22 protein-coding genes are annotated in these 18986 nt (G+C 71.3%); 14 read left to right on the top strand and 8 right to left on the bottom strand.

All coding sequences use genetic code 11. The features are described from left to right. Positions 1–47: 47 nt before the first annotated feature. The 3 genes from ABT130_RS29570 (at position 48) to ABT130_RS29560 (ending at position 2408) form a co-directional block, all read left to right on the top strand. On the top strand, positions 48–1244 hold the full coding sequence (locus tag ABT130_RS29570; protein ID WP_350911707.1) for a pentapeptide repeat-containing protein: 1197 nt from the start codon (positions 48–50) through the stop codon (positions 1242–1244). A gap of 326 nt (positions 1245–1570) precedes the next feature. Next, a complete protein-coding gene (locus ABT130_RS29565) occupies positions 1571–1936 on the top strand; it encodes an RNHCP domain-containing protein (RefSeq protein WP_350960700.1) in 366 nt (121 codons plus the stop codon). Further along, positions 1848–2408 (top strand): helix-turn-helix domain-containing protein, encoded by a 561-nt coding sequence (locus ABT130_RS29560; protein ID WP_350960697.1) that lies wholly within the window; start codon positions 1848–1850, stop codon positions 2406–2408. Before ABT130_RS29565 ends, ABT130_RS29560 begins: the two co-directional genes overlap by 89 nt. Here the strand turns inward: ABT130_RS29560 and ABT130_RS29555 are convergent. Next, entirely contained in the window at positions 2349–2678 is a 330-nt protein-coding gene (locus tag ABT130_RS29555) for a hypothetical protein (RefSeq protein ID WP_350960694.1), read from the bottom strand. The two genes, ABT130_RS29560 and ABT130_RS29555, sit on opposite strands and share 60 nt — an antisense overlap. Positions 2679–2876: 198 nt before the next feature. Then, on the bottom strand, positions 2877–4271 hold the full coding sequence (locus tag ABT130_RS29550) for an NAD(P)H-quinone dehydrogenase (protein WP_350960691.1): 1395 nt from the start codon (positions 4269–4271) through the stop codon (positions 2877–2879). A 144-nt stretch (positions 4272–4415) separates the two neighbouring features. Between ABT130_RS29550 and ABT130_RS29545 the strand changes: the two genes are divergently transcribed. After that, positions 4416–4877 carry a gamma-glutamylcyclotransferase family protein gene (locus ABT130_RS29545; RefSeq protein ID WP_451936220.1) on the top strand — a complete coding sequence of 154 codons (462 nt, stop codon included), beginning with the start codon at positions 4416–4418 and terminating at the stop codon, positions 4875–4877. Positions 4878–4966: 89 nt separating this feature from the next. Here ABT130_RS29545 and ABT130_RS29540 read toward each other — a convergent pair whose 3' ends face one another. After that, positions 4967–6526, bottom strand: a complete 1560-nt coding sequence (locus ABT130_RS29540) for a DUF6297 family protein (RefSeq protein WP_350960688.1) — start codon at positions 6524–6526, stop codon at positions 4967–4969. Continuing rightward, a complete protein-coding gene (gene ccmA, locus ABT130_RS29535) occupies positions 6523–7152 on the bottom strand; it encodes a heme ABC exporter ATP-binding protein CcmA (RefSeq protein ID WP_350911697.1) in 630 nt (209 codons plus the stop codon). The genes ABT130_RS29540 and ccmA overlap by 4 nt, the downstream gene beginning before the upstream one ends. A 292-nt stretch (positions 7153–7444) precedes the next feature. On the opposite strand from ccmA, the gene ABT130_RS29530 reads away from it, so the two are divergent. The 3 genes from ABT130_RS29530 to ABT130_RS29520 all read left to right on the top strand — a co-directional run bounded on the left by ABT130_RS29530 (position 7445) and on the right by ABT130_RS29520 (position 12143). After that, positions 7445–9220, top strand: a complete 1776-nt coding sequence (locus tag ABT130_RS29530; protein ID WP_350960686.1) for a hypothetical protein — start codon at positions 7445–7447, stop codon at positions 9218–9220. 232 nt (positions 9221–9452) lie between these two features. After that, entirely contained in the window at positions 9453–10256 is an 804-nt protein-coding gene (locus tag ABT130_RS29525; RefSeq protein ID WP_350911695.1) for a purine-nucleoside phosphorylase, read from the top strand. Positions 10257–10499: 243 nt separating this feature from the next. Then, positions 10500–12143, top strand: coding sequence for a phospho-sugar mutase (locus tag ABT130_RS29520; RefSeq protein ID WP_350960683.1), 1644 nt, complete (start codon positions 10500–10502; stop codon positions 12141–12143). A gap of 96 nt (positions 12144–12239) precedes the next feature. On the opposite strand, the gene ABT130_RS29515 is transcribed toward ABT130_RS29520, so the two are convergent. From ABT130_RS29515 to ABT130_RS29500, 4 genes are all read right to left on the bottom strand, one after another. Then, entirely contained in the window at positions 12240–12923 is a 684-nt protein-coding gene (locus ABT130_RS29515; RefSeq protein ID WP_350960680.1) for a hypothetical protein, read from the bottom strand. Positions 12924–12956: 33 nt separating this feature from the next. Further along, a complete protein-coding gene (locus ABT130_RS29510) occupies positions 12957–14036 on the bottom strand; it encodes an adenosine deaminase (protein ID WP_350960677.1) in 1080 nt (359 codons plus the stop codon). 139 nt (positions 14037–14175) lie between these two features. After that, complete coding sequence (locus ABT130_RS29505; RefSeq protein ID WP_350911688.1) at positions 14176–14529, bottom strand: cupin domain-containing protein; 354 nt, start codon at positions 14527–14529, stop codon at positions 14176–14178. A gap of 35 nt (positions 14530–14564) precedes the next feature. Then, a complete protein-coding gene (locus ABT130_RS29500) occupies positions 14565–15152 on the bottom strand; it encodes an AMIN-like domain-containing (lipo)protein (protein ID WP_350960675.1) in 588 nt (195 codons plus the stop codon). 550 nt (positions 15153–15702) lie between these two features. Between ABT130_RS29500 and ABT130_RS29495 the strand changes: the two genes are divergently transcribed. From ABT130_RS29495 to ABT130_RS29465, 7 genes are all read left to right on the top strand, one after another. Then, on the top strand, positions 15703–15828 hold the full coding sequence (locus ABT130_RS29495; protein ID WP_350960672.1) for an ALQxL family class IV lanthipeptide: 126 nt from the start codon (positions 15703–15705) through the stop codon (positions 15826–15828). A gap of 49 nt (positions 15829–15877) precedes the next feature. After that, positions 15878–16003 carry an ALQxL family class IV lanthipeptide gene (locus ABT130_RS29490; protein WP_350960671.1) on the top strand — a complete coding sequence of 42 codons (126 nt, stop codon included), beginning with the start codon at positions 15878–15880 and terminating at the stop codon, positions 16001–16003. Continuing rightward, the gene (locus tag ABT130_RS29485) at positions 16003–16143 is read left to right on the top strand and encodes an ALQxL family class IV lanthipeptide (protein WP_350960668.1); all 141 of its coding nucleotides are present in this window, start codon (positions 16003–16005) and stop codon (positions 16141–16143) included. Before ABT130_RS29490 ends, ABT130_RS29485 begins: the two co-directional genes overlap by 1 nt. Positions 16144–16271: 128 nt before the next feature. Then, the gene (locus tag ABT130_RS29480) at positions 16272–16397 is read left to right on the top strand and encodes an ALQxL family class IV lanthipeptide (protein WP_350960666.1); all 126 of its coding nucleotides are present in this window, start codon (positions 16272–16274) and stop codon (positions 16395–16397) included. A 264-nt stretch (positions 16398–16661) separates the two neighbouring features. Continuing rightward, positions 16662–17750, top strand: coding sequence for a class V lanthionine synthetase subunit LxmK (lxmK, locus tag ABT130_RS29475; RefSeq protein ID WP_350960663.1), 1089 nt, complete (start codon positions 16662–16664; stop codon positions 17748–17750). Next, a complete protein-coding gene (locus tag ABT130_RS29470; protein ID WP_350960662.1) occupies positions 17747–18718 on the top strand; it encodes a T3SS effector HopA1 family protein in 972 nt (323 codons plus the stop codon). The genes lxmK and ABT130_RS29470 overlap by 4 nt, the downstream gene beginning before the upstream one ends. 5 nt (positions 18719–18723) lie before the next feature. Further along, a complete protein-coding gene (locus ABT130_RS29465) occupies positions 18724–18882 on the top strand; it encodes a hypothetical protein (protein ID WP_350960659.1) in 159 nt (52 codons plus the stop codon). Positions 18883–18986: the final 104 nt, after the last annotated feature.

The following is an 18986-nucleotide window of genomic DNA, read 5'->3' as shown; positions in this document are numbered from 1 at the left end:
CAATGATCTGCTGACACGATCGGGGCCGCTTTGAAGGAGGCTCCCCCGTGCGTCGTTCCATCCCCCTGGCTCTCGTTGTCGCGATCTTCGCGCTGTCGGGGACGATCGTCTCCCCCGCCCAGGCCGCGGCCGGGCCGTGCAAGCCCGGCCAAGGCGCCAACCTGCGTGGCAGGGACTTCACCAGGGGCGCCCGGCTCCCCGCCGACCTGCGCTGCGCCGACCTGACCGGGGCCAAGCTGAACAACGTGGAGCTCATCCAGAAGGACCTCACCGGAGCGATCCTGCGCGGCGCCTCGCTCAGGCAGGCCAACCTCACCCAGGCCACGCTGAAGTACGCCGACCTGCGGGGCGCCAACCTCACCGAGGCCGACCTGGGTCAGATGCACGCCGACTACGCCGACCTGCGCAAGGCGATCCTGGTCGACGCCGAGGCCGGGCAGGCGGAATTCCCGCACGCGAACCTGACCGGGGCGAAGCTGACCAGGGCCGAGCTGACCCAGGTCAACTTCACCAGCGCCAAGCTGATCGACGCCGACCTCGACGAGAGCACCCCCGGCCAGCTCAAGGCCCGCAAGGCCGACTTCACCAGGGCCAAGCTCCGCGAGGCCAAGCTGAGCCAGTCGAACCTGCGCAACGCGACGTTCAAGTACGCCGACGTGAGCGAGGCCGAGTTCACCCAGGCCGAGCTCAAGGGCGCCGACTTCACCGGCGCGCTGGTCCAGGGGGCGTCCTTCATCCAGGCCGACGACGTCGACCTCGCCGGCGCCAAGGGCACCCCCACGGGCCTGACCATCCCGCTGCCGACCTCGCTGCCCACCTCCCAGACCGAGGACGCGGAGAAGGCGGACACTCCGCAGGCGGAGCCCGCGCAAAGCGCCGGTCCGTCCGTGGGGCTCGTCATGGTCGTGCTCAGCGCGGTGGGCCTGGCGCTGACCGTGGTGGCCTGGGGCGTCAGCGCCCAGCAACGGACCCGGCGCGCCGCGCGGTTCGCCGTGGTGCGGCGCGGCGCCGAGGACGACATCACCCGGCTGGGCGAGGAGATCGACCAGCTCGACTACGAGTTCCAGATCAGCGGGCGTGGCGGCATGACCGCCGACCACGACTGGCGGCACGCCCTCGACGCCTACGAGGCCGCCAAGCAGGCCCTGTCGATCGCCCGCCGCGAGGAGGAACTGCACTTCGTGGCCCGCGCCGTCCAGGACGGCAGAGCGGCCCTGAACCGCCTCCGCTCCCGCGTCCGCTGACGCCGTCCGGCAGGACGGCGACAACCGGGAGCGTGCGGGTTCGGGCAGCAGATCATCGCCTCGTGCGCGTGGCGGTCACCTCGGGCGCGGAGTCACTCCCGGCGAACGCGGCTTCGGGGCAGAACGCGGCTTCGGGGCGATTCGCAGTAAGAGGAAAACCTGTTGATATCTCTCCCGTCCTCCGCTTCACTCGCATCGTCGCGACGAGTTTTCGAAAGGGGGGATTTTGATGCCTGCGGGCACCGAAGCCGCCGTCGCACGCCCACGACATGGCGTGACGAAGGCACCGGTGACCTGTGCCCATCATCATCCCTGAGGAAGTCCCCTTGTCCCGCAACCCATCCCGCGACCGCGCTCGCATCCGTTCCTTCCGCTGCGTCCACTGCGGCCTCGACGTCCCCGCCGACGCACCTGGCACGGCGCACCGCAACCACTGCCCGACCTGCTTGTGGAGCAGGCACCTGGACAACACTCCAGGCGACAGGGCGGCGGACTGCGGGTCGTCGATGGCCCCGATAGCCGTCCACGTCCGCCACCACGGCGAGTGGGCCCTCGTCCACCACTGCACGGGCTGCGGAGCACTCGACACCAACCGCATCGCGGGTGACGACAACCCGCTCGCCCTCATGCGGATCGCGGTGGCGCCCCTGGCCCGGCCGCCGTTCCCGCTCGACTGGTTCGCCCGGCTCTGAACTCAGCCGGCGCGGCATCGCGGCTGGGAACGTGCCGGTGGAGCGACATCGCCGCGATGCCGAACCGGTCGCGCACGGCCGGATCGAAGATCAGCGCCGGACACCGGCGCGGGTCACCGAGCTGATCGCCCGGCTGTTTCGTATCCGCTACGGCCTGCGCGGAGTCTCGTTGCCGCCGCACCGGATGGGCTGGTCGCCGCAGATGAGCGTGCATCGGGCCGCCGAACGTGACGAGGTGGTGATCACCGGAAGGACGGCGGCGGCTCAAGGCGCGTGGATCCGCTGTCGGCCCGGCACGCAGAGGCGACAGGTGGCCTCTCCCCTCGTCCGCGAGGTGAGGCCCCTCCGCCTCGAACGAGGGGTGGCCGGGGGCGTCGGGGAACGCGGCCGGAGCCGAGCACCGGCTCGGGAGTCACCAGATGGACGACACCTGGCGGTCACCCCTGTGCTGAGCGGGCGCCTCGACCGGTGAGGTCAGGGCCTCCTCCTGGCCGAAGGTGATCACCATGTACCTGCCGTTGGCGTAGCTGACCACAGGCCGCCCGAGCATCTCGCCCACCCGGCGGGCGACCGCCTGGAACAGCTCCACCATCTCCGGCGTGTCGGCGCTCACCCTGAACCGTCCGTTGACGACGAGCTGCTGGGCGACGAGGGGGGCGAAGTTCGCCTCGCTCCGGGCCCTCTCCTCCGCGCTGAGCGGGGTGCGCAGAGGCGCGGGCGACGTGCCGAGAGGGTGGGTCATCGCTGATCTCCTCGTGATCGCAGGTTTCCCAGCATGCCATCCGCGCCTCCCAGGTGGGAATCGCCGACCATGACACGGCCCATGATCCCGGCAGGGGTTTCCGGTCACGGCATGAGATCGGGGGTACCCGTACGCCGTCCCGCCCGTGACGGCCGGCTCCGGGGACGGATGAGGCCAGATGAGCCGGGTGGCGGCCGGTCAGATGCCGCTGGGGGTCATGGGCTGCATGAGGCGGCGGGCGGCCTCGGTGACGGAGCCGGACAGGGAGGGGTAGACCGCGAAGGTGTGGGCGACCTGGTCGACGGTCAGGCGCTGCTGCACGGCCACCGAGACCGCCAGGATCAGCTCCGAAGCGCGGGGGGCGACCACCACGCCGCCGAGGACGATGCCGGTGTGCGGGCGGCAGAACAGCTTCACGAAGCCGTCGTTGAAACCCTGCATCTTGGCGCGGGCGTTGGTGGCCAGCGGCAGCTTGACGATGTTGGCCTCGATCTCGCCGGCCTCGACCGCCCGCTCGGCGACGCCCACCGCGGCGATCTCGGGGTCGGTGAAGATGGCGGAGGCCACGGTGGCCAGGCGAAGCGGCTGCACGGCCTCGCCGAGGGCGTGCCAGACGGCGATCCGGCCCTGCATGGCGGCGACCGAGGCGAGCATCAGGACCCCGGTGCAGTCTCCGGCCGCGTAGACGCCGGGGGCGGAGGTGCGGGAGACCTTGTCGACCTGGATGAAACCGCCCCGGTCGAGGGTCACCCCGGCCTCCTCAAGACCGATCCCGGCGGTGTTGGGGACCATGCCGACGGTCATGAGGCAGTGGCTGCCCTCGGCGGTCCTGCCGTCCTCCAGCGTGACGACCACGCCGTCCGCGGTGCGCTTGACGGACTCCGCGCGGGAGCGGCCCATGACGTTCATGCCGCGGCGGCGGTAGACCTCTTCGAGGACCTCGGCGGCGTCGGCGTCCTCGTTGGGCATCATCCGGTCGCGGGAGGAGACGAGCGTGACCTCCGAGCCCAGCGAGCGGTAGGCGCCCGCGAACTCGGCGCCGGTGACGCCGGAGCCGACCACGATGAGGTGCTCGGGCAGCTCCCCCAGGTCGTACAGCTGCCGCCAGGTGAGGATGCGCTCGCCGTCGGGCTCGGCGCCGGTCAGGATGCGCGGGGTGGCGCCGGTCGCCACGATGACGACGTCGGCGCGGATCGTCCGGTCTCCGGCCCTGACCACCTGCGGGTCGACCAGCCGTCCCGGCGCCTTGATCACCTCGACGCCCTCGGCGGCCAGTCGCGCGGCGATGTCGGCGGACTGCGCCTTGGCGAGCTCCTTGACGCGCCTGTTGACCAGCGGCATGTCGGCGATGACGCCGCCGACGTCGCCGTCGGGGCCGCCGGTGAAGTGCACGCCGAGCATGCTGGCGTCGAGAAGCGCCTGCTTGCGTACGGAGGTGGCGATCAGCGTCTTGGAGGGCACGCAGTCGGTGAGCACGCAGGCTCCGCCGGGGCCGTCCTGTTCGACGACGGTGACCTGGGCCCCTAACTGGGCGGCGACCAGCGCGGCCTCGTATCCACCGGGTCCGCCACCAATGATCACTATCCTCGTCACGTACCCCATTCTCCCGCATCGCGCGACCGGCCATCGCTCGGCATCCCTCTCAAAGCACGAAAGTCCCCCAAAACCGTCGTAATTCCACGAGACATCGGCGTGGCTTCGAGGCTGGGTGAGCGTCTCGCGGATCTTCGATTAGTGTTGGCCAACGTGCCTGTCTACGCCGCCTACGGCAGCAACATGGACCCGAAGCAGATGGCCCAGCGGGCCCCGCACTCCCCGATCAGGGGGACGGGCTGGCTCCAGGGCTGGCGTCTGACCTTCGGCGGGAACGATCTCGGCTGGGAGGGCGCCCTCGCCTCCATCGTCGAGGACTCCGCCGATCAGGTCTTCGTGGTCCTCTATGACGTGCCCGAGTGGGACGAGAGCTCCCTCGACCAGTGGGAGGGCGCGGCGCGCGGCCTCTATCACAAGGTCAAACTCCGGGTGCAGACCATGGAGGGCGAGGTCCTGGCCTGGTTCTACGTGCTCGACGGATACGAGGGCGGGCTGCCCTCGGCCCGCTACCTCGGCATCCTGGCCGAGGCGGCCGAGCGCGCCGGCGCCCCCGACGACTACGTCAAGGAGATGCGCGGCCGCCCCTGCACCTCCCTGGGAGGCTAGGCCTGGCGTTTCCGCCCGGCATCGGGCCTGTGACGATGTCGCATGCCCGGAGGCGTCGCAGGACGGCTGTCCGCGACGCCTCCGCTGTCTCACCCGAGGCGGGTCGTGCCGGCGACGGCTCTCCTCGCGCGAAGCAGGAGCGCGGTCAGCACGGCCGCCCCGGACAGCGCCTGCGCGACCACCAGGGCACCGAGGGCGGACGGCCCGGTGATCAGGGCCAGTAGCGCGGGGGCGCAGCCGAGCACGGCGATGTCCACGCCGGTCATCGCCCAGACGAGCGGCCCCATGGGTACGGAGCCCATCGGAGTGTCGATGACCGGCATCGAGTGATCGACGAAACCCCGCCGGGCCATCCGCAGGGCTCCGGCGGCCAGGGCGGGCGCGGACAGCGGGCCGAACAGCCACCACGGACCGGCGGGCAGGGCACCCATCGCGGTCAGTCCGGCCAGGGCGAGGGTGAGCCAGACGGCGCTCAGCAGCATCGGCAGCAGTGCCCGTGCGGTGAGCGCCGCACGGGCGCCCACGCCGAAGAGCCGCGCCAGACTCGGGTCCTCCCTGTCGCGGCGCGCACCCGTGGTGCATGCCGCCGCGGCGGTCAGCGCTCCGCCGGCCACCAGGATCATCGCGACCGGGGAGAGACCGCCTGCGGCCTGGGCGGCCAGCGCGGGCAGCGCGGCCGCCGCGAGCAGGGCGGCCAGCCGGCCTGGGCGGCGCCCCAGCCTGCGCCAGTCCTGCCAGGCCAGGGCCGGCGGGGCGGACAGGGGCCGCAGGAGCCGGGGCATCGGCCACGACAGGGCCCCCGACAGCGGCGCCGGCCACGGGCTGGAACGCAGGGTGCGCCCGCGCCAGTGACCGTCCTCGGCGATCCAGGTCAGGGCTCCGAGTTCCAGGGCCACCGTCGCGGCGGCCACCCCGCCGGCGCGGGTGGACGCGGCCAGGACGGTACGCGCGTGGACACGCCCGAGTGCCACCCACGCCCGCCGTACCAGAAGGGCGGTCACGGTGCCGCAGAGCGCCGCCGAGGCCGCGCCCAGCGAGACCGGCGCGCCGGCGACGGCGACCAGCAGGTGCCGCCCCGGACCGCTGCCCAGCACCGCCGCGAGCGCGGCCACGATCACGAGGACGACGAGCGCCCCCTGCAGCCATGAGTCCCACTGCGGGGACGCCTGCGCCAGCACGGCCGCCGCCATCCCGCCGGCCGCCGCCGAGACTCCCAGTAGCACCGCGGTGACCAGCCGCGGCGTCAACTGATCCGGCGCACCGAGTACGGCGAGCAGGGCCAGGCCCAGTCCCGCGCCGGCCAGCAAGGAGATCGCCAGCAGGATCGCCGCGCTCCGTCCCAGCACGGCGCGGCGCGGGAGCGGGGAGAGCAGCAGCCAGGCGGCGTCGGCGGCCGGCAGCGCGACGGGGCCGAGCGTGCGGGCGAGCGCGAGGAGGCCCGCGTAGGCCAGGGTGATCAACGCCACCCCGGCCCCGAGCCTCGACGGATCCGCCTGCCCGGCCATGGTCGCGACTGCGGAGGTGACGGGCTGGGCCAGCATCGCCACCGCCATCGCGAGCCCGAACAGGGCGACGTACCGGTCCGACCAGCTCATCGGTGCCCGGCCACCCGGCCGGATGAGCGCCCGCACGGCCTGGACCTCGTTCACGCGGCGGCCTCCAGCGTGATCTGGCGTGCGCGGGTGACGTGGGCGAAGTCGAGGTCGTGGGTCGCCATCACCACGGCGCCACCGGCCGCCGCGTATTCGGTCAGCATGGTCGCCAGCCGCTTCCTGAACGTCGCGTCGAGTCCGCGCTCCGGCTCGTCCAGCAGGAGCAGCCGGCTCGGCCGGAGCAGGGCCATCGCCAGCGACAGCCGCTGTCGCTGGCCGGTGGAGAGCGTCAGCGGCGCCATGTCCCCTCGCCCCGCCAGGCCGAACACCTCCAGGACCGTCTCGACCTCCAGACGGGACGAGCGGTGTACGGCGTGCATCAGTTCCAGATGTTCCCGCACGGTCAGCCCCGGGTACCACGCCGGTTCGTCGCCGACAAGGATGACATCGCGCCAGAAGTCCGGATCATCCGCCGGCGGCCGATCAAGGACGCTGACCTCGCCGGACCTCGACGGCTGGAGACCCGCCAGGCAGCGCAGCAACGTCGACTTGCCCACGCCGTTCACCCCGACCACGGCGACGATGTCACCTCGGGCGACCGTGAGGTCGACACCCCGCAGGACCGGATTACCGCTCAACTCCACGCGCACGTCACGGACCACGATGATCGATTCAGCCACCATTTGACCCTAATCCACTACCACCGCCTCCCTCTCACCGTCGTCGCCCCCTGGGCCTGAGTTTGGACGAGGTGTCGTCGGTGCCGCTCCAGCAGGCACTGGTCACCCGCGGGCGGGGTATCCGATGTTCAAGTCCGGCAAGAGGCCCCGCCGCAGCGCCGAGTACACCCGGCCGGCCTTCCGGTGGAGGGCCGGCACACCCCGTTCGCCCCAGGACACCATCCGACTCCAAGTGGGAGACAAGCCGGATGCCCGACCATGACGACCAGTACCGAGGTCACCGGAGGTCTTCCACGTGGGTGTTGCCGATTCCTTGCGGGCCAGGCGGCTACGCGCCGGGCGGGCACTGCTGCTCGGCTATCAGCCCGATCCGGCGCTGTTGCTGGAGACCGTGCGGTTGTGCAGCCCGATCGCGTACCAGGACCGCAAGGGGATCCGGGTGACGCGAAAGATGCGGTTGCGCGGCCCGATCGACCTCACGCCGTCCCTCGCCGCGCGGGCGGGCCTGCCGACGGGGTGGCGGACGGCCTACGTGCTGGAGGACACCTGGCGTGACATCGGCGGGCGGTACTGCTTCCAGTGGAACGTGGTCGAGGGGCTGGCCCGGCGACTCAACGGACGCGCGCATCCGGCGCCCGAGCCCCGTGACACTCTCGCCGAGGTGATCGAGTGCCTCGAGATACCCGTCGAACGGCTGGTGGAACTCCTGGCAGAGGTGCTTCCGGGCCTGCGGTTCCACGACTGGATCGACGATGAGACCATCTCGTTCAGAAGCGAGACGAGCCCGATCAAGGTGCTTTTCATCCGGTATCGCGGCAACATCGAGTACTCGATAGAGGTCGAGGATCCGGCCGCGCTCACACCGGACATCCTCGCGACAGGTGAGCTGGCGGCCCTGCTGATCTCTGAGGAGACAGGTGGCGTCGCCCTGGACTCCAACGGCTTTCTCCTCCCGCCCCGAAACGACCAGGGCGAGTACCCGCCGTTGTACGGGGCCACGAGTCAGGGGGCGAAGCCGTACCCCGGCGGGAGAAGGCGCGTGCGCCGTGTCTGGGCCGCGGTCGGTGCCGGACTCGTGCTCACGCTTGTCACGGTGGCGATCACACTGGCGGCCCTCGGCGGAGCCATCCCCGGACTGGGCAACGGCCCGCAGACGGCCACCGCCGAGGGTCGGCAGATCAAGCTCCCAGGCGGCTCCATCACGATCCACGAGAGTGACAAGGACCCGATCAGGCTGACCTCCTACACCCTGGGAACGGGAGACGAGTACCGCCTCCACACCCGCGGGGCCGGTACCCACGAGTTCGTCGAGAACGACGAGTACGTCCATTACACATTGAACTCCTCGGGTACACACGCTCTCGCCATAGCTCGCACCTACAGCGCGGACAACCACGAGATCGTCTCGATCGTCGACCACAGGACCGGGGAGGCGGGCGACGTGAAGACCGCCAAGGCGCCGCTCTTCGGGTACTACCCGCGGTGGTCGCCGGACGGCACCAAGGGCCTGGTCACCCTGTACGAGACGGTCAAGGGCGACGCCGAGATACGCGTCCGCGGTTACACGATCATCGACATCGCCACGAAGAAGGCATCGGTCGTCCGGGTGAAAGACAAGGACGTAGGGGGATGGCCCTACTTCTGGCGGGCCGACAGCCAGGCGGTCGGCACCTGGGCGATCACCGGGGACACCGATCTCGTCCGCTTCTACGACCTGCGGGGCACCGCACTGCAGACCCTGCCGGATGTGAGCGACCCGATCTGGGTCGAGGGGGAGGACACCAACCCGTCCGGCACGCTGATGATCACACTCTGCACGACGGGCAAGGAGATCTGCCTCTTGTCCACCGCAGGCGACGACGGGAAACCGAAAGTCCGGATCCCTTTCGCGACCGACCGGATCATCGGCTGGTACGACGACCAGCACATCGTGGCCTGGCGCGAGCAGGGCTCGGGCCACGAAGCCTTGGTGATCGACTTCAAGGGCCAGGTGAAGCGGGTGCTCGCCACCAGCGCGGAAGACGACGAGGGGTACGCGCGGCAGTTCATGCTCTACACCAGGGCCGGCTGAGCGGACGAGCGCCTGCCCCAGGCCGGAGCCGTCCCCGGCGTCCGGGGCAGACGCTCGCCGGAGACGCCGATGTGCGACACGAACGAGACGCCCTGCGAGGCTCCCGTGGCCCAAGGTCCGCCCGCGAGCGGAGCATGCCTGTCCATGGCCGTCCGCCGGACGGCCATGGACAGGCATGCAGGAAGCGGTACGGAGCGGACGGAACAGCACCGCTGACCGGTACGCTCGGTGAGTGAGCAACGATCCCTATGCACTCGCCACGGACGCCGCGGACGCGCTGAGAAGCGCCGTCGGCGTGGACTCCTTCGACGTCGCGCTGGTGATGGGTTCGGGCTGGGTCCCGGCCGCCGACGCGATCGGCGAGACGGTCGCCGAGATCCCGGTCACCGACCTGCCCGGCTTCGCGCCGCCCGCCGTGGCGGGCCACGCGGGCCGGATCCGCGCCGTGCGGACCGAGTCCGGCAAGAACGTGCTGATCTTCCTCGGCCGCACCCACCTCTACGAGGGCCGCGGGGTGGAGCCGGTCGTGCACGGGGTGCGGACCGCGATCAGGGCCGGGGTGGGCACGGTCGTGCTGACCAACGCCGCCGGGGGTCTGCGCCCCGAGACCCAGGAGGTCGGTGAGGCGGTGCTGATCAGTGACCACATCAACCTGACCGGGGCCAGCCCGATCAGCGGCGCCACCTTCGTCGACCTCACCGACGTCTACACCCCGCGCCTGCGCGAGCTGGCCCGCGAGGCCGACCCCTCGCTGGCCGAGGGCGTCTACGTGGCCTTCCGCGGCCCGACGTACGAGACCCCGGCCGAGGTCCGGATGTGCCGCATCCTGGGCGGTGACATGGTGGGCATGTCCACGGTGCTCGAGGCCATCGCGGCCCGCGAGGGCGGCGCCGAGGTGCTCGGCATCTCCCTGGTCACGAACCCGGGCGCCGGTCTGGTGGGCGAGCCGCTCAACCACGAGGAGGTGCTGGAGGTCGGCCGCGCCACCGCCACGCGGATGGGCGGCCTGCTGGCCAGGGTCGTCGGCAAGCTGTAGGCCCCACGGCCGGGACCACACGACCGGGACTGCACGGTCCGGGACCACACGACCGGGACCACACGACCGGGACTGCACGGTCCGGGGCCGCACCGGCCGAGACCACACGGTCCGGGAGCACCCCCGGCCGCGGGAACCGGCCACACGCGAGGATCGGTTCCCTTCGGGGAAACACCCGGCTTTCAAGAATCACCCTGCTTGCAAGGGTTCAACCGGCGACGGGCCCCGGCCCGAGAGGTGACGATGAGCAGCGATCTCGTGGGGCTCGCCCGTTCCTGGCTGGCCCAGGACCCCGACCCCGGCACCCGCGCGGAGCTGACCGAGCTGCTGGAACGCGGCGACGGCGACGCGCTGCGCGAGCGGTTCGGCGCGAAGCTGGAGTTCGGCACCGCCGGGCTCCGCGGCGAGCTGGGCGCCGGCCCCAACCGGATGAACCGGGTGACGGTCATGCGCGCCGCCGCCGGTCTGGCCCGCGTCCTCGGTCCCGGCAGGCACGTCGTGATCGGCTACGACGCCCGGCACAAGTCCGACGTCTTCGCCCGTGACACCGCGGCCGTGCTCACCGGGGCCGGGCTGCGCGCCTCGGTCCTCCCCGCGCCGCTGCCCACGCCCGTGCTGGCCTTCGCGGTCCGCCACCTCGGCGCCGACGCGGGCGTGACGGTCACCGCGAGCCACAACCCACCCCGCGACAACGGTTACAAGGTCTACTGGGGCGACGGCTCCCAGATCGTGCCGCCGATCGACGCGGAGATCTCCGCCGCCATCGACGCGGTCGGGCCGGTCTCCGAGCTGCCCCTCGGCTCCCCGGACGATCCCGCGTGGACCACGCTGGACGACGGTGTGCTGACCGCCTACCTGGAGGCGGTGACCGCGCTCCCGATCGGCACCGCCCGCGAGCTGCGGGTGGCGTACACCCCGCTGCACGGCGTCGGCGGCGACACCCTGGCCAGGGCCTTCGCCACCGCCGGGTTCGACGCGCCGGCCGTCGTCGAGGCCCAGGCCGCCCCCGACCCCGACTTTCCCACCGTCGCCTTCCCCAACCCGGAGGAGCCCGGCGCGATGGACCTCGCGCTGGAGCTGGCGGAGCGGGTCGGCGCCGACCTGGTGCTGGCCAACGACCCCGACGCGGACCGCTGCGCGGTGGGCGTGCCGCTGCCCGGCGGCGGCTACCGGATGCTGACCGGCGACGAGGTGGGCGCCCTGCTGGGCGAGCACGTGATCACGCGGACCTCCGGCGAGGACCGCCTGGTGGCGACCACCATCGTCTCCTCGTCCCTGCTCGGCAAGATCGCCGCCGGGTACGGTGTGCGCTACGCCGAGACCCTGACCGGCTTCAAATGGATCATGAAGGCCGGTCCGGGCCTGCTCTTCGGGTACGAGGAGGCGCTGGGGTACAGCGTCGGCTCCGACCTCGGGCTGCCCGTACACGACAAGGACGGCATCGGTGCGGCGCTGACCGTGGCCGGGATCGCCGCCGGGGCCAAGCTGGAGGGCCGCGGCCTGCTCGACCTCCTGGACGACCTGGCGCGCCGGCACGGCCTGCACGCCACCTCCCAGCTGTCGTTCCGGGTGGCCGACCTGTCGCTGATCACCGGCGCCATGGCCCGGCTGCGGGCCACGCCGCCCACCCGGCTCGGCGGCCGCGAGGTGGAGACCGCCGAGGACCTCAGCGAGGGCGCGGGCGGGCTCCCGCCCACCGACGGCCTCCGCTACCACCTGTCCGGCGGCGCCCGGGTCGTCGTCCGGCCCTCGGGTACCGAACCCAAGCTCAAGTGCTACCTGGAGGTCGTGGTCCCGGTGACCGGCGAGGTCGCCGAGGCCCGCGGGCGGGCGGTACGGGATCTCGACGCCCTGAAGGCCGACCTCACCAAGGCCCTCGGCCTCTGACCGCGCCTGTTCCACGGCCGGGGACGATCATGCTTCCCCGTGATCGTCCCCGGCCACACCACCTCCCCGAACCCGGCGCCACCGCGATCGGGGCGATCAGACCAGGAAGGCCGCGACCACCAGCAGAGCGGCGACGGCCACGGCGACCAGGGCACTCGGTGCCCAGTTCATCCTGAGCGCACCTGTTTCGGAGGCGGTGCCGGTCCCGCTCGTGACCCCGGCCTCCGCCTCGGGCACGGTCGCGTCGCTCTCCGGGGTCCCGGCGACCGAGGCCGCCCGCCTGGCAGCCTTGGCACGTTCGGTGATCTGCTCGGCCACCCAGTCGGCGTGCGTCTTGCCCGCCATCGCCTCGGCGGCGGCCTGCTCGGCCTTCGAGCGGACCGGCTCGGTCCTGAAGCGGCCCCGCGCGAGCGCGGGCCTTCCCTTGCGCGCCGCCGCCGCCCGCTCACGGGCCGAGGTCTGCGGCGCCCAGCAGCGGACCCTCCGGCCGCCGGAGGTGATCGTGATCGAGTGCGAGACCTTGACCTCGTCCACTCCGCTCCAGGGCACGAAGGCGTTCCGCAGCGGGTTGCGGACCAGCACCCCCTCCTCGGACATGACGATCATCGGGCGCAGGCAGGTGACGAAGACCAGCGCGGTCAGCACCCCCAGCACCGCCGCGGCGACCATCGAGGGACGGCCGTTGTAGCGGAGGAACAGATCCACCGCGTTGCCCGCGGCGAACACCATCCAGAGCCAACCGACGATCATCGCGAAGTTGGAGCGGAACACCTGCTTCATGGGAGAAAGCTCACTTCACTCGTACGTGCCCGGTCACGCCTGCCACTTGAGGCGCGCGAAACCGGGCTTGATGACGCCGTTGATGAGCGCCAGGCGCTCGTCGAACGGCAGGAACGCGGACTTCATGGCGTTGACCGTGAACCACAGCATGTCGTCCCAGTCGTAGCCGAACGCCTCCGACAGCTTGGCGAACTCCTCGGAGAGGCTCGTACCGCTCATCAACCGGTTGTCGGTGTTGACGGTCACCCGGAAGTTCAGGCGGCGCAGCAGGCCGATCGGGTGCTCGGCGATGGAGGTCGCCGCACCGGTCTGCAGGTTGGACGTCGGGCACATCTCCAGCGGAATGCGCTTGTCCCGGACGTAGGCCGCCAGGCGGCCCAGCTTGGGCTCCCCGTCGTCGGAGACGGAGATGTCGTCGATGATCCGGACGCCGTGACCGAGCCGGTCCGCGCCGCACCACTGGATCGCCTGCCAGATCGACGGCAGGCCGAAGGCCTCACCGGCGTGGATGGTGAAGTGGGCGTTCTCCCGCTGGAGGTATTCGAAGGCGTCGAGGTGACGGGTGGGAGGGTAGCCCGCCTCCGCGCCGGCGATGTCGAACCCGGCCACCCCGGCGTCGCGGTAGCGGACCGCCAGCTCGGCGATCTCCATCGACCTGGCCTGGTGGCGCATGGCGGTGAGCAGGGTGCCCACCCGGATGCCCCGCCCCTCGGAACCGGCCCTGAAGCCCTCCTGGACCGCCTCGATGACCTCTTCGAGGCTCAGCCCCCTGGAGGTGTGCTGCTCGGGCGCGTAACGCACCTCGGCGTAGACGATGCCGTCGTCGGCCAGGTCCTCGGCACACTCGGCGGCGACCCTGACCAGCGACTCGCGCGTCTGCATGACGCCGACCGTGTGGTCGAAGGTCTCCAGGTAGCGCACCAGCGAGCCGGAGTCGGAGGCCTCCCTGAACCAGGCGCGCAGGCTGTCGGCGTCGGTCGCCGGCAACCTGTCGTAGCCCGACTCGCGGGCCAGCTCGATGATGCTCTCCGGCCGGAGCCCCCCGTCGAGGTGATCGTGGAGCAACACCTTCGGAGCCAGGCGGATCTGCTCAAAAGTGGGTGGCTGACTCATCTACATCCTTCTTCCAGCGGGGAGACCTCGACTTTAGTCACGGGGGCGGAGTGCGTGACGGCCCCACGTGTTTCGGGTGACGTGTTCACGACCAGGCCCGCCCCGGTGCCGCGGGCCTGGTCGATGCCCTACGGGGCGACTAGTCGTCGCGGTTGGCGGTCTCCGGAGAGAAGGCGGGCAGGCAGATGGCGACGTACTCGGCGCCGTCCGGCCCCGAACGGTAGCGGATCCGCTCCCCCGGCTCGCAGGTGAACACCTCCCCCGCGCCGACCTCGGTGATGCCCCCGTCGTGCTCCACGATCACCGTGCCTTTGAGCACCAGGGTGTACTCGGCGAACTCCGGGGTCTGGGCGGGCTCCTCCCAGCCCGCCGGGGCGACCATCCGCGCGATCGAGATCCGATCGTCGCCGCTGTTGACCCGGCCGACGTATTCGTCGATCGTCTTGCCGCCCGGAACGGGAATCCGCGTCGCGTTGTCGATTTTGCGTACCATCAGACCAGTCTGTCACTGGTCACGGGGTGCGCCGCTCAGTGCGCGACGTCGATGACCAGCCGGTTCGGGTTCTTCTGCTCCAGCACCCGGAACGGTGCCCTGCGGTCGAGGACGATGCCGACGCTCACCACTCCCTCGAAGTCACCCGTCTTGACCACGCTCTGCACGTTGCCGAGCTGTGCCTGGAAGATCGGCCCGCCCGTCCAGGTCGGCTTGCCCGCCTCGGTGTGCGCGATGGCGGGGCTCATCGTCAGCTGGAGGTAGGCCCCGCCCTTGACGTCGATCCGATCGCCCGAGCCGTCCTGGACGAGCTCGGGCACCCATCGCACCGTGTAGCCGGGCACCTCTCCGTTCAGGTCGATCACCACCCGGTCGAACCCCTGGTGCCGGCCGAACCTGGCCCCGGTGACGGCCGGCGAGGCAACGGTGGTGCGCTCGACCTCGATCTCCTTGGTACTCGTCGGGGGACGTGGCCCGGCCGGCGTGGAGGTCGGAGTGACGGCGGGATCCGCGGTCGTGGTCGCCGGGGCCCCCGAGGACGGGGGCGCGGTCTGCGTGTCCGAGCCGCAACCGGCCAGCAGGAAGAGGGGGACGAGCACGAGGGGAACGAGGGTGCGGTTCATGATGAGCCTCCTGCCCCGTTAGATGCCCAGGTCTCCGGAGAGGTTCACCCTCTGCCGTCCGGCTGCGCCCTGACAAGATCCTGACAGCTTGTCGAAGTATGAGTCAAGCATCCGGATCATGGCCGGAACGGCGGCGATTCACGACGGTCGGCCACGAGGGCAGGGCGAGCGGTGCGACACCTTCGCCGGCATCACCGAGAACGGCCGCGAGCGCCACACGACGGCAGGTGGCGGCCAGACCGCGGCCCGGTGTGGACCGGGCGGCGGTGACGGGCGGTCCGTCGATCGCCCCTCGTCTCACGATGCGAGACGCTCTTTAGCTTTCGCAAGCATCCCGGACACCGCCGTGACCAGGAAAAAGGCAAGCCGGAGGGCTTCCCATGAGGCTCGTCTCCGCCCTTGACAAGATCCGGAGACAAGAGTCCGGAGCACAGCGTCATTCCAGCCGAAAGCGATTCCTAAGCACCCGTCACCATGCTTCTCTCGCACGACGAAATCGCCGTGTCGGCCGTCGTGCCGGCGGAACGATCGCGCATGGAAGGAGAACGAAATGGAACTCGACATCAACGCCCTGGACCTGCTCCCCGGCCGGACCGAGCAGCACCTGCGGGCCTGCACCATCACCTGCGACGTGACCTGCGAGCAGTTCACCTGCGGGGTCACCCAGCTCTCCTAGTGATCACTGCGGCATCAGCGGAGATCTCTTCCCACGAAAGGACGACCCCATGGAACTCGACATCAACGCCCTCGACCTGCTCCCCGCCCAGACGGAGAGCCAGCTGGCCAAGTGCGAGATCACCTGTCCGCCAAAAGGCACCTGCGCCATCACCTGCACAGTCACGAGCCAGTAGTGACGGGGCAGCTGATGGAACTCGACATCAACGCCCTCGACCTGCTCCCCGCCCAGACGGAGAGCCAGCTGGCCAAGTGCGAGATCACCTGCCTGGTGACCTGCAGCGGCGTCACCTCCGCGCGCTCCATCATCAACTGACCCCGTCGCAGGGCGCGCATGGCGACCATCACGCCCGTGCGACTCCGCGAACTCCGCCGGCCAATGGGCGGCCACGAAGGCCGCCGCGGCGCAGGCGGAAATCCCCCACCGAAGAAAGGAGAAACGCCATGGAACTCGACATCAAGGCCCTCGACCTGCTCCCCGCCCAGACGGAGAGCCAGCTGGCCGCGTGCGAGATCACCTGCGGCCACACCTGCAGGACGAACAACACCTGCGCCGAGACCATCCGCTGACGAACGCCGAACGGCCAGGCTGGACGCTCATGACGGCGGCCCGCCGACGGCCGCGGCCACCGCAACGCGTGCGACGACGAGCCCGCGGCGAGGCCGCCGGTCCCACCTCGGGCTCGTCTTCGTCATCCCCGCGCGGCACCGCCGTCGATCGTCATCCATCGGGCGTCGAAAGAGACACAGTCATGCTTACGGAATGCCGGTGCTCGTACACCGGCGAGGTCACCGGCACCCGGCCGCGCCGCGTTTCCCGCCTCGGGGCCGGTGATGGCCGTGGGTGAGGGGCCGAAACCAATCCCGGTGCCGCTCGACCAGGTCCCCGAGGTCGCGGAGTTCCTCACGGCGCTCCAGCTCGGGGTGCTGCGGGAGGACACGGTCTCCGCGTTCTTCGGCCGCAACGACACCTGGGCGGGCGTGACCGACGCAGGCCTCCCCGTCTTCGTCAAGCGGACCCTCGGGGAGGCGGACCAGGTCCGCCGGAGGGTGAACCGCACGAGGGCGATGGGCATGGTGCTCGACGCGCACCCGGTGATCAACGTGCCCCGTTTCCTGGGCGGCGACGACGCCTCCGGCCTGCTGGCCTTCACGCTGCTGCAGGACGCGCACAGCGGAGCCGACCTCGCCGGGGAGGACGCCTTCACCTGGGACCTCGCCCACGCCGCGGGGATCCAGATCGGAACGCTCCACACCCTCCGCGCACCGCAGCCCATCGCGGCAGACACCTCCGAGCCGCCGCTGCCGCCGCGCGACCGCCTGGCGGTCCTGCCGCTGGAGGTCTACACCGCCGCCAGCGGCGCGGAACTGGAGGTGTGGGCGATCCTGCACAACGACCCCGTGATCACCAAGGCGATCAGCGACCTGTGCGACCGGGAAAGCCGCGGCCCGCACGTCCTGGTCCACGGCGACCTGCGGCTCGACCAGTTCCTCCAGCAGGACGGCACGCTGTACCTGACCGACTGGGAAGAGGCCCGGCTCGCCGATGCCGCGCGGGACGTGGGCGCCTTCGCCGGCGAATGGCTCTACCGCGGCGTGCTCGGCATGGCAGGCCCGGAGGACGGCATGAGCGAACGCGAGGTCATCGCCAACGGCGCCCGCCGCTTCGAGGCCCTGCGCCCCTACGTCGAGGCGTTCTGGATCGGCTACCTCGACGCCCGGCCCGCGGCCCGCGACGACCACGAGCTGGCGGCCCGGGCGGCGGCCTTCGCCGGCTGGCACCTGATCGACCGGATCATCGTCGCGGCCCACCAGCGCGGCCGGCTGAGTGCCCTGGAACGCGCGGTGGCCGGCGTCGGCCGCACCGCCCTGCTCCGCCCTGCCGAGCTCACCACCACGCTGGGCCTGGGAGAGGGACGATGAGGCAACCGCTGGACCGGGTACGCATCGACGCGGATCTCAACTCGGCCACCGTCGACGACCGCGAGGTCACCGCCGACGGCCCCAAGGCGCTGCGCAGCGCGCTGGCCGACGCGCTGTACAACGCCTTCCACACCGGCCGCGAGCCCGTGGAAGGACCGCAGCACAAGTCACTGCGCGACCCGGACTTCGAGCACCGGCTGCGCGCCATGGTCCCGCACCACGACTCCCCCGCCCTGGCCGTGGTGGAGCCCGGAGCGCCCGACGTGGTCCGTCTGAACGGGGTGCGCGTGCGGATCCCCGAGTCCCGGCTCGGCGATGAGGTCGCCACCCCCACGGGGTCGGCTCGCCGGGTCAGCCTGCCGGCCGTCCAGCCGACGGTCTCGCCCGGGTTCCTGCTGGTGAGCGGCTCGGCGGGGCACGGCCTGGAGGAGAACACGTGTCTGCGGCTGTACCTGGGCGCCGAGACGGCCGACGCCGCCCCCGCCCTGTGGGGCGCGGTGCTCGACCGGCTGGAGAAGCTACGACTCCCCTACAAGGCCAAGGTGCTCTCCGCCCGCGATCTGTATTCGCGCCGCGACAGCATCGTGGTCTACCTGGGACGCCGTGCCTGGCACGCGGTGCCGGAGATCGGTGCGGCGGCCACCGCGACCGGCGGGCTGCGCCAGGATCTGTCCACCTATGTCGCCGCGCTCGGCCGCGGCATCGGCTGGGCGTGGGAGCCGCAGGATCCGCGGCCCGAGATACGCAGGCTCAGCTTCGGCGAGCACCGCTCGCACGCCATCGCGGCTGGGCTGCTGGCCCACGCCGAGCATGGCGGCGACCGGGACGACGCGGTGCGCGAGGCGCTGCGGGCCGCCGGGGTCGACCCCGACGCGGTGCACCGCAACCTCGGCTCGCCGACGCCGCCCTTCGAGACCTCCGGCCCCGAACCCGGGACCGGCCCCTACGAGAACCAAGAAGGGAGGTGACATACATGTCCACTGAGCTGCTGATGGAGGGTGCCGAGGCGTACACCTCGCTCGCCGAGGTCGCCGCGGTCCCCGGGAGCGACGCTCCCGGCGCCTGGCCGCGGACGAGCTACCTCACGGTGCACCTCTGCTACATCGCGTACACCATCGAGTCCGGCTGCTGACGGGTTCGGGTGACGGCGGCGGCGGCGCCTGCAAGATGTCCGACTGCCAGCACAACGTCCAGTACGAATGCCAGGCCTCCGGCATCGTCGTCGGTTACGCGCAG

The organism is Streptosporangium sp. NPDC001681, from assembly GCF_040298085.1.
GTDB lineage: Bacteria > Actinomycetota > Actinomycetes > Streptosporangiales > Streptosporangiaceae > Streptosporangium.
This window is presented reverse-complemented; position numbering and strand designations above follow the sequence as displayed.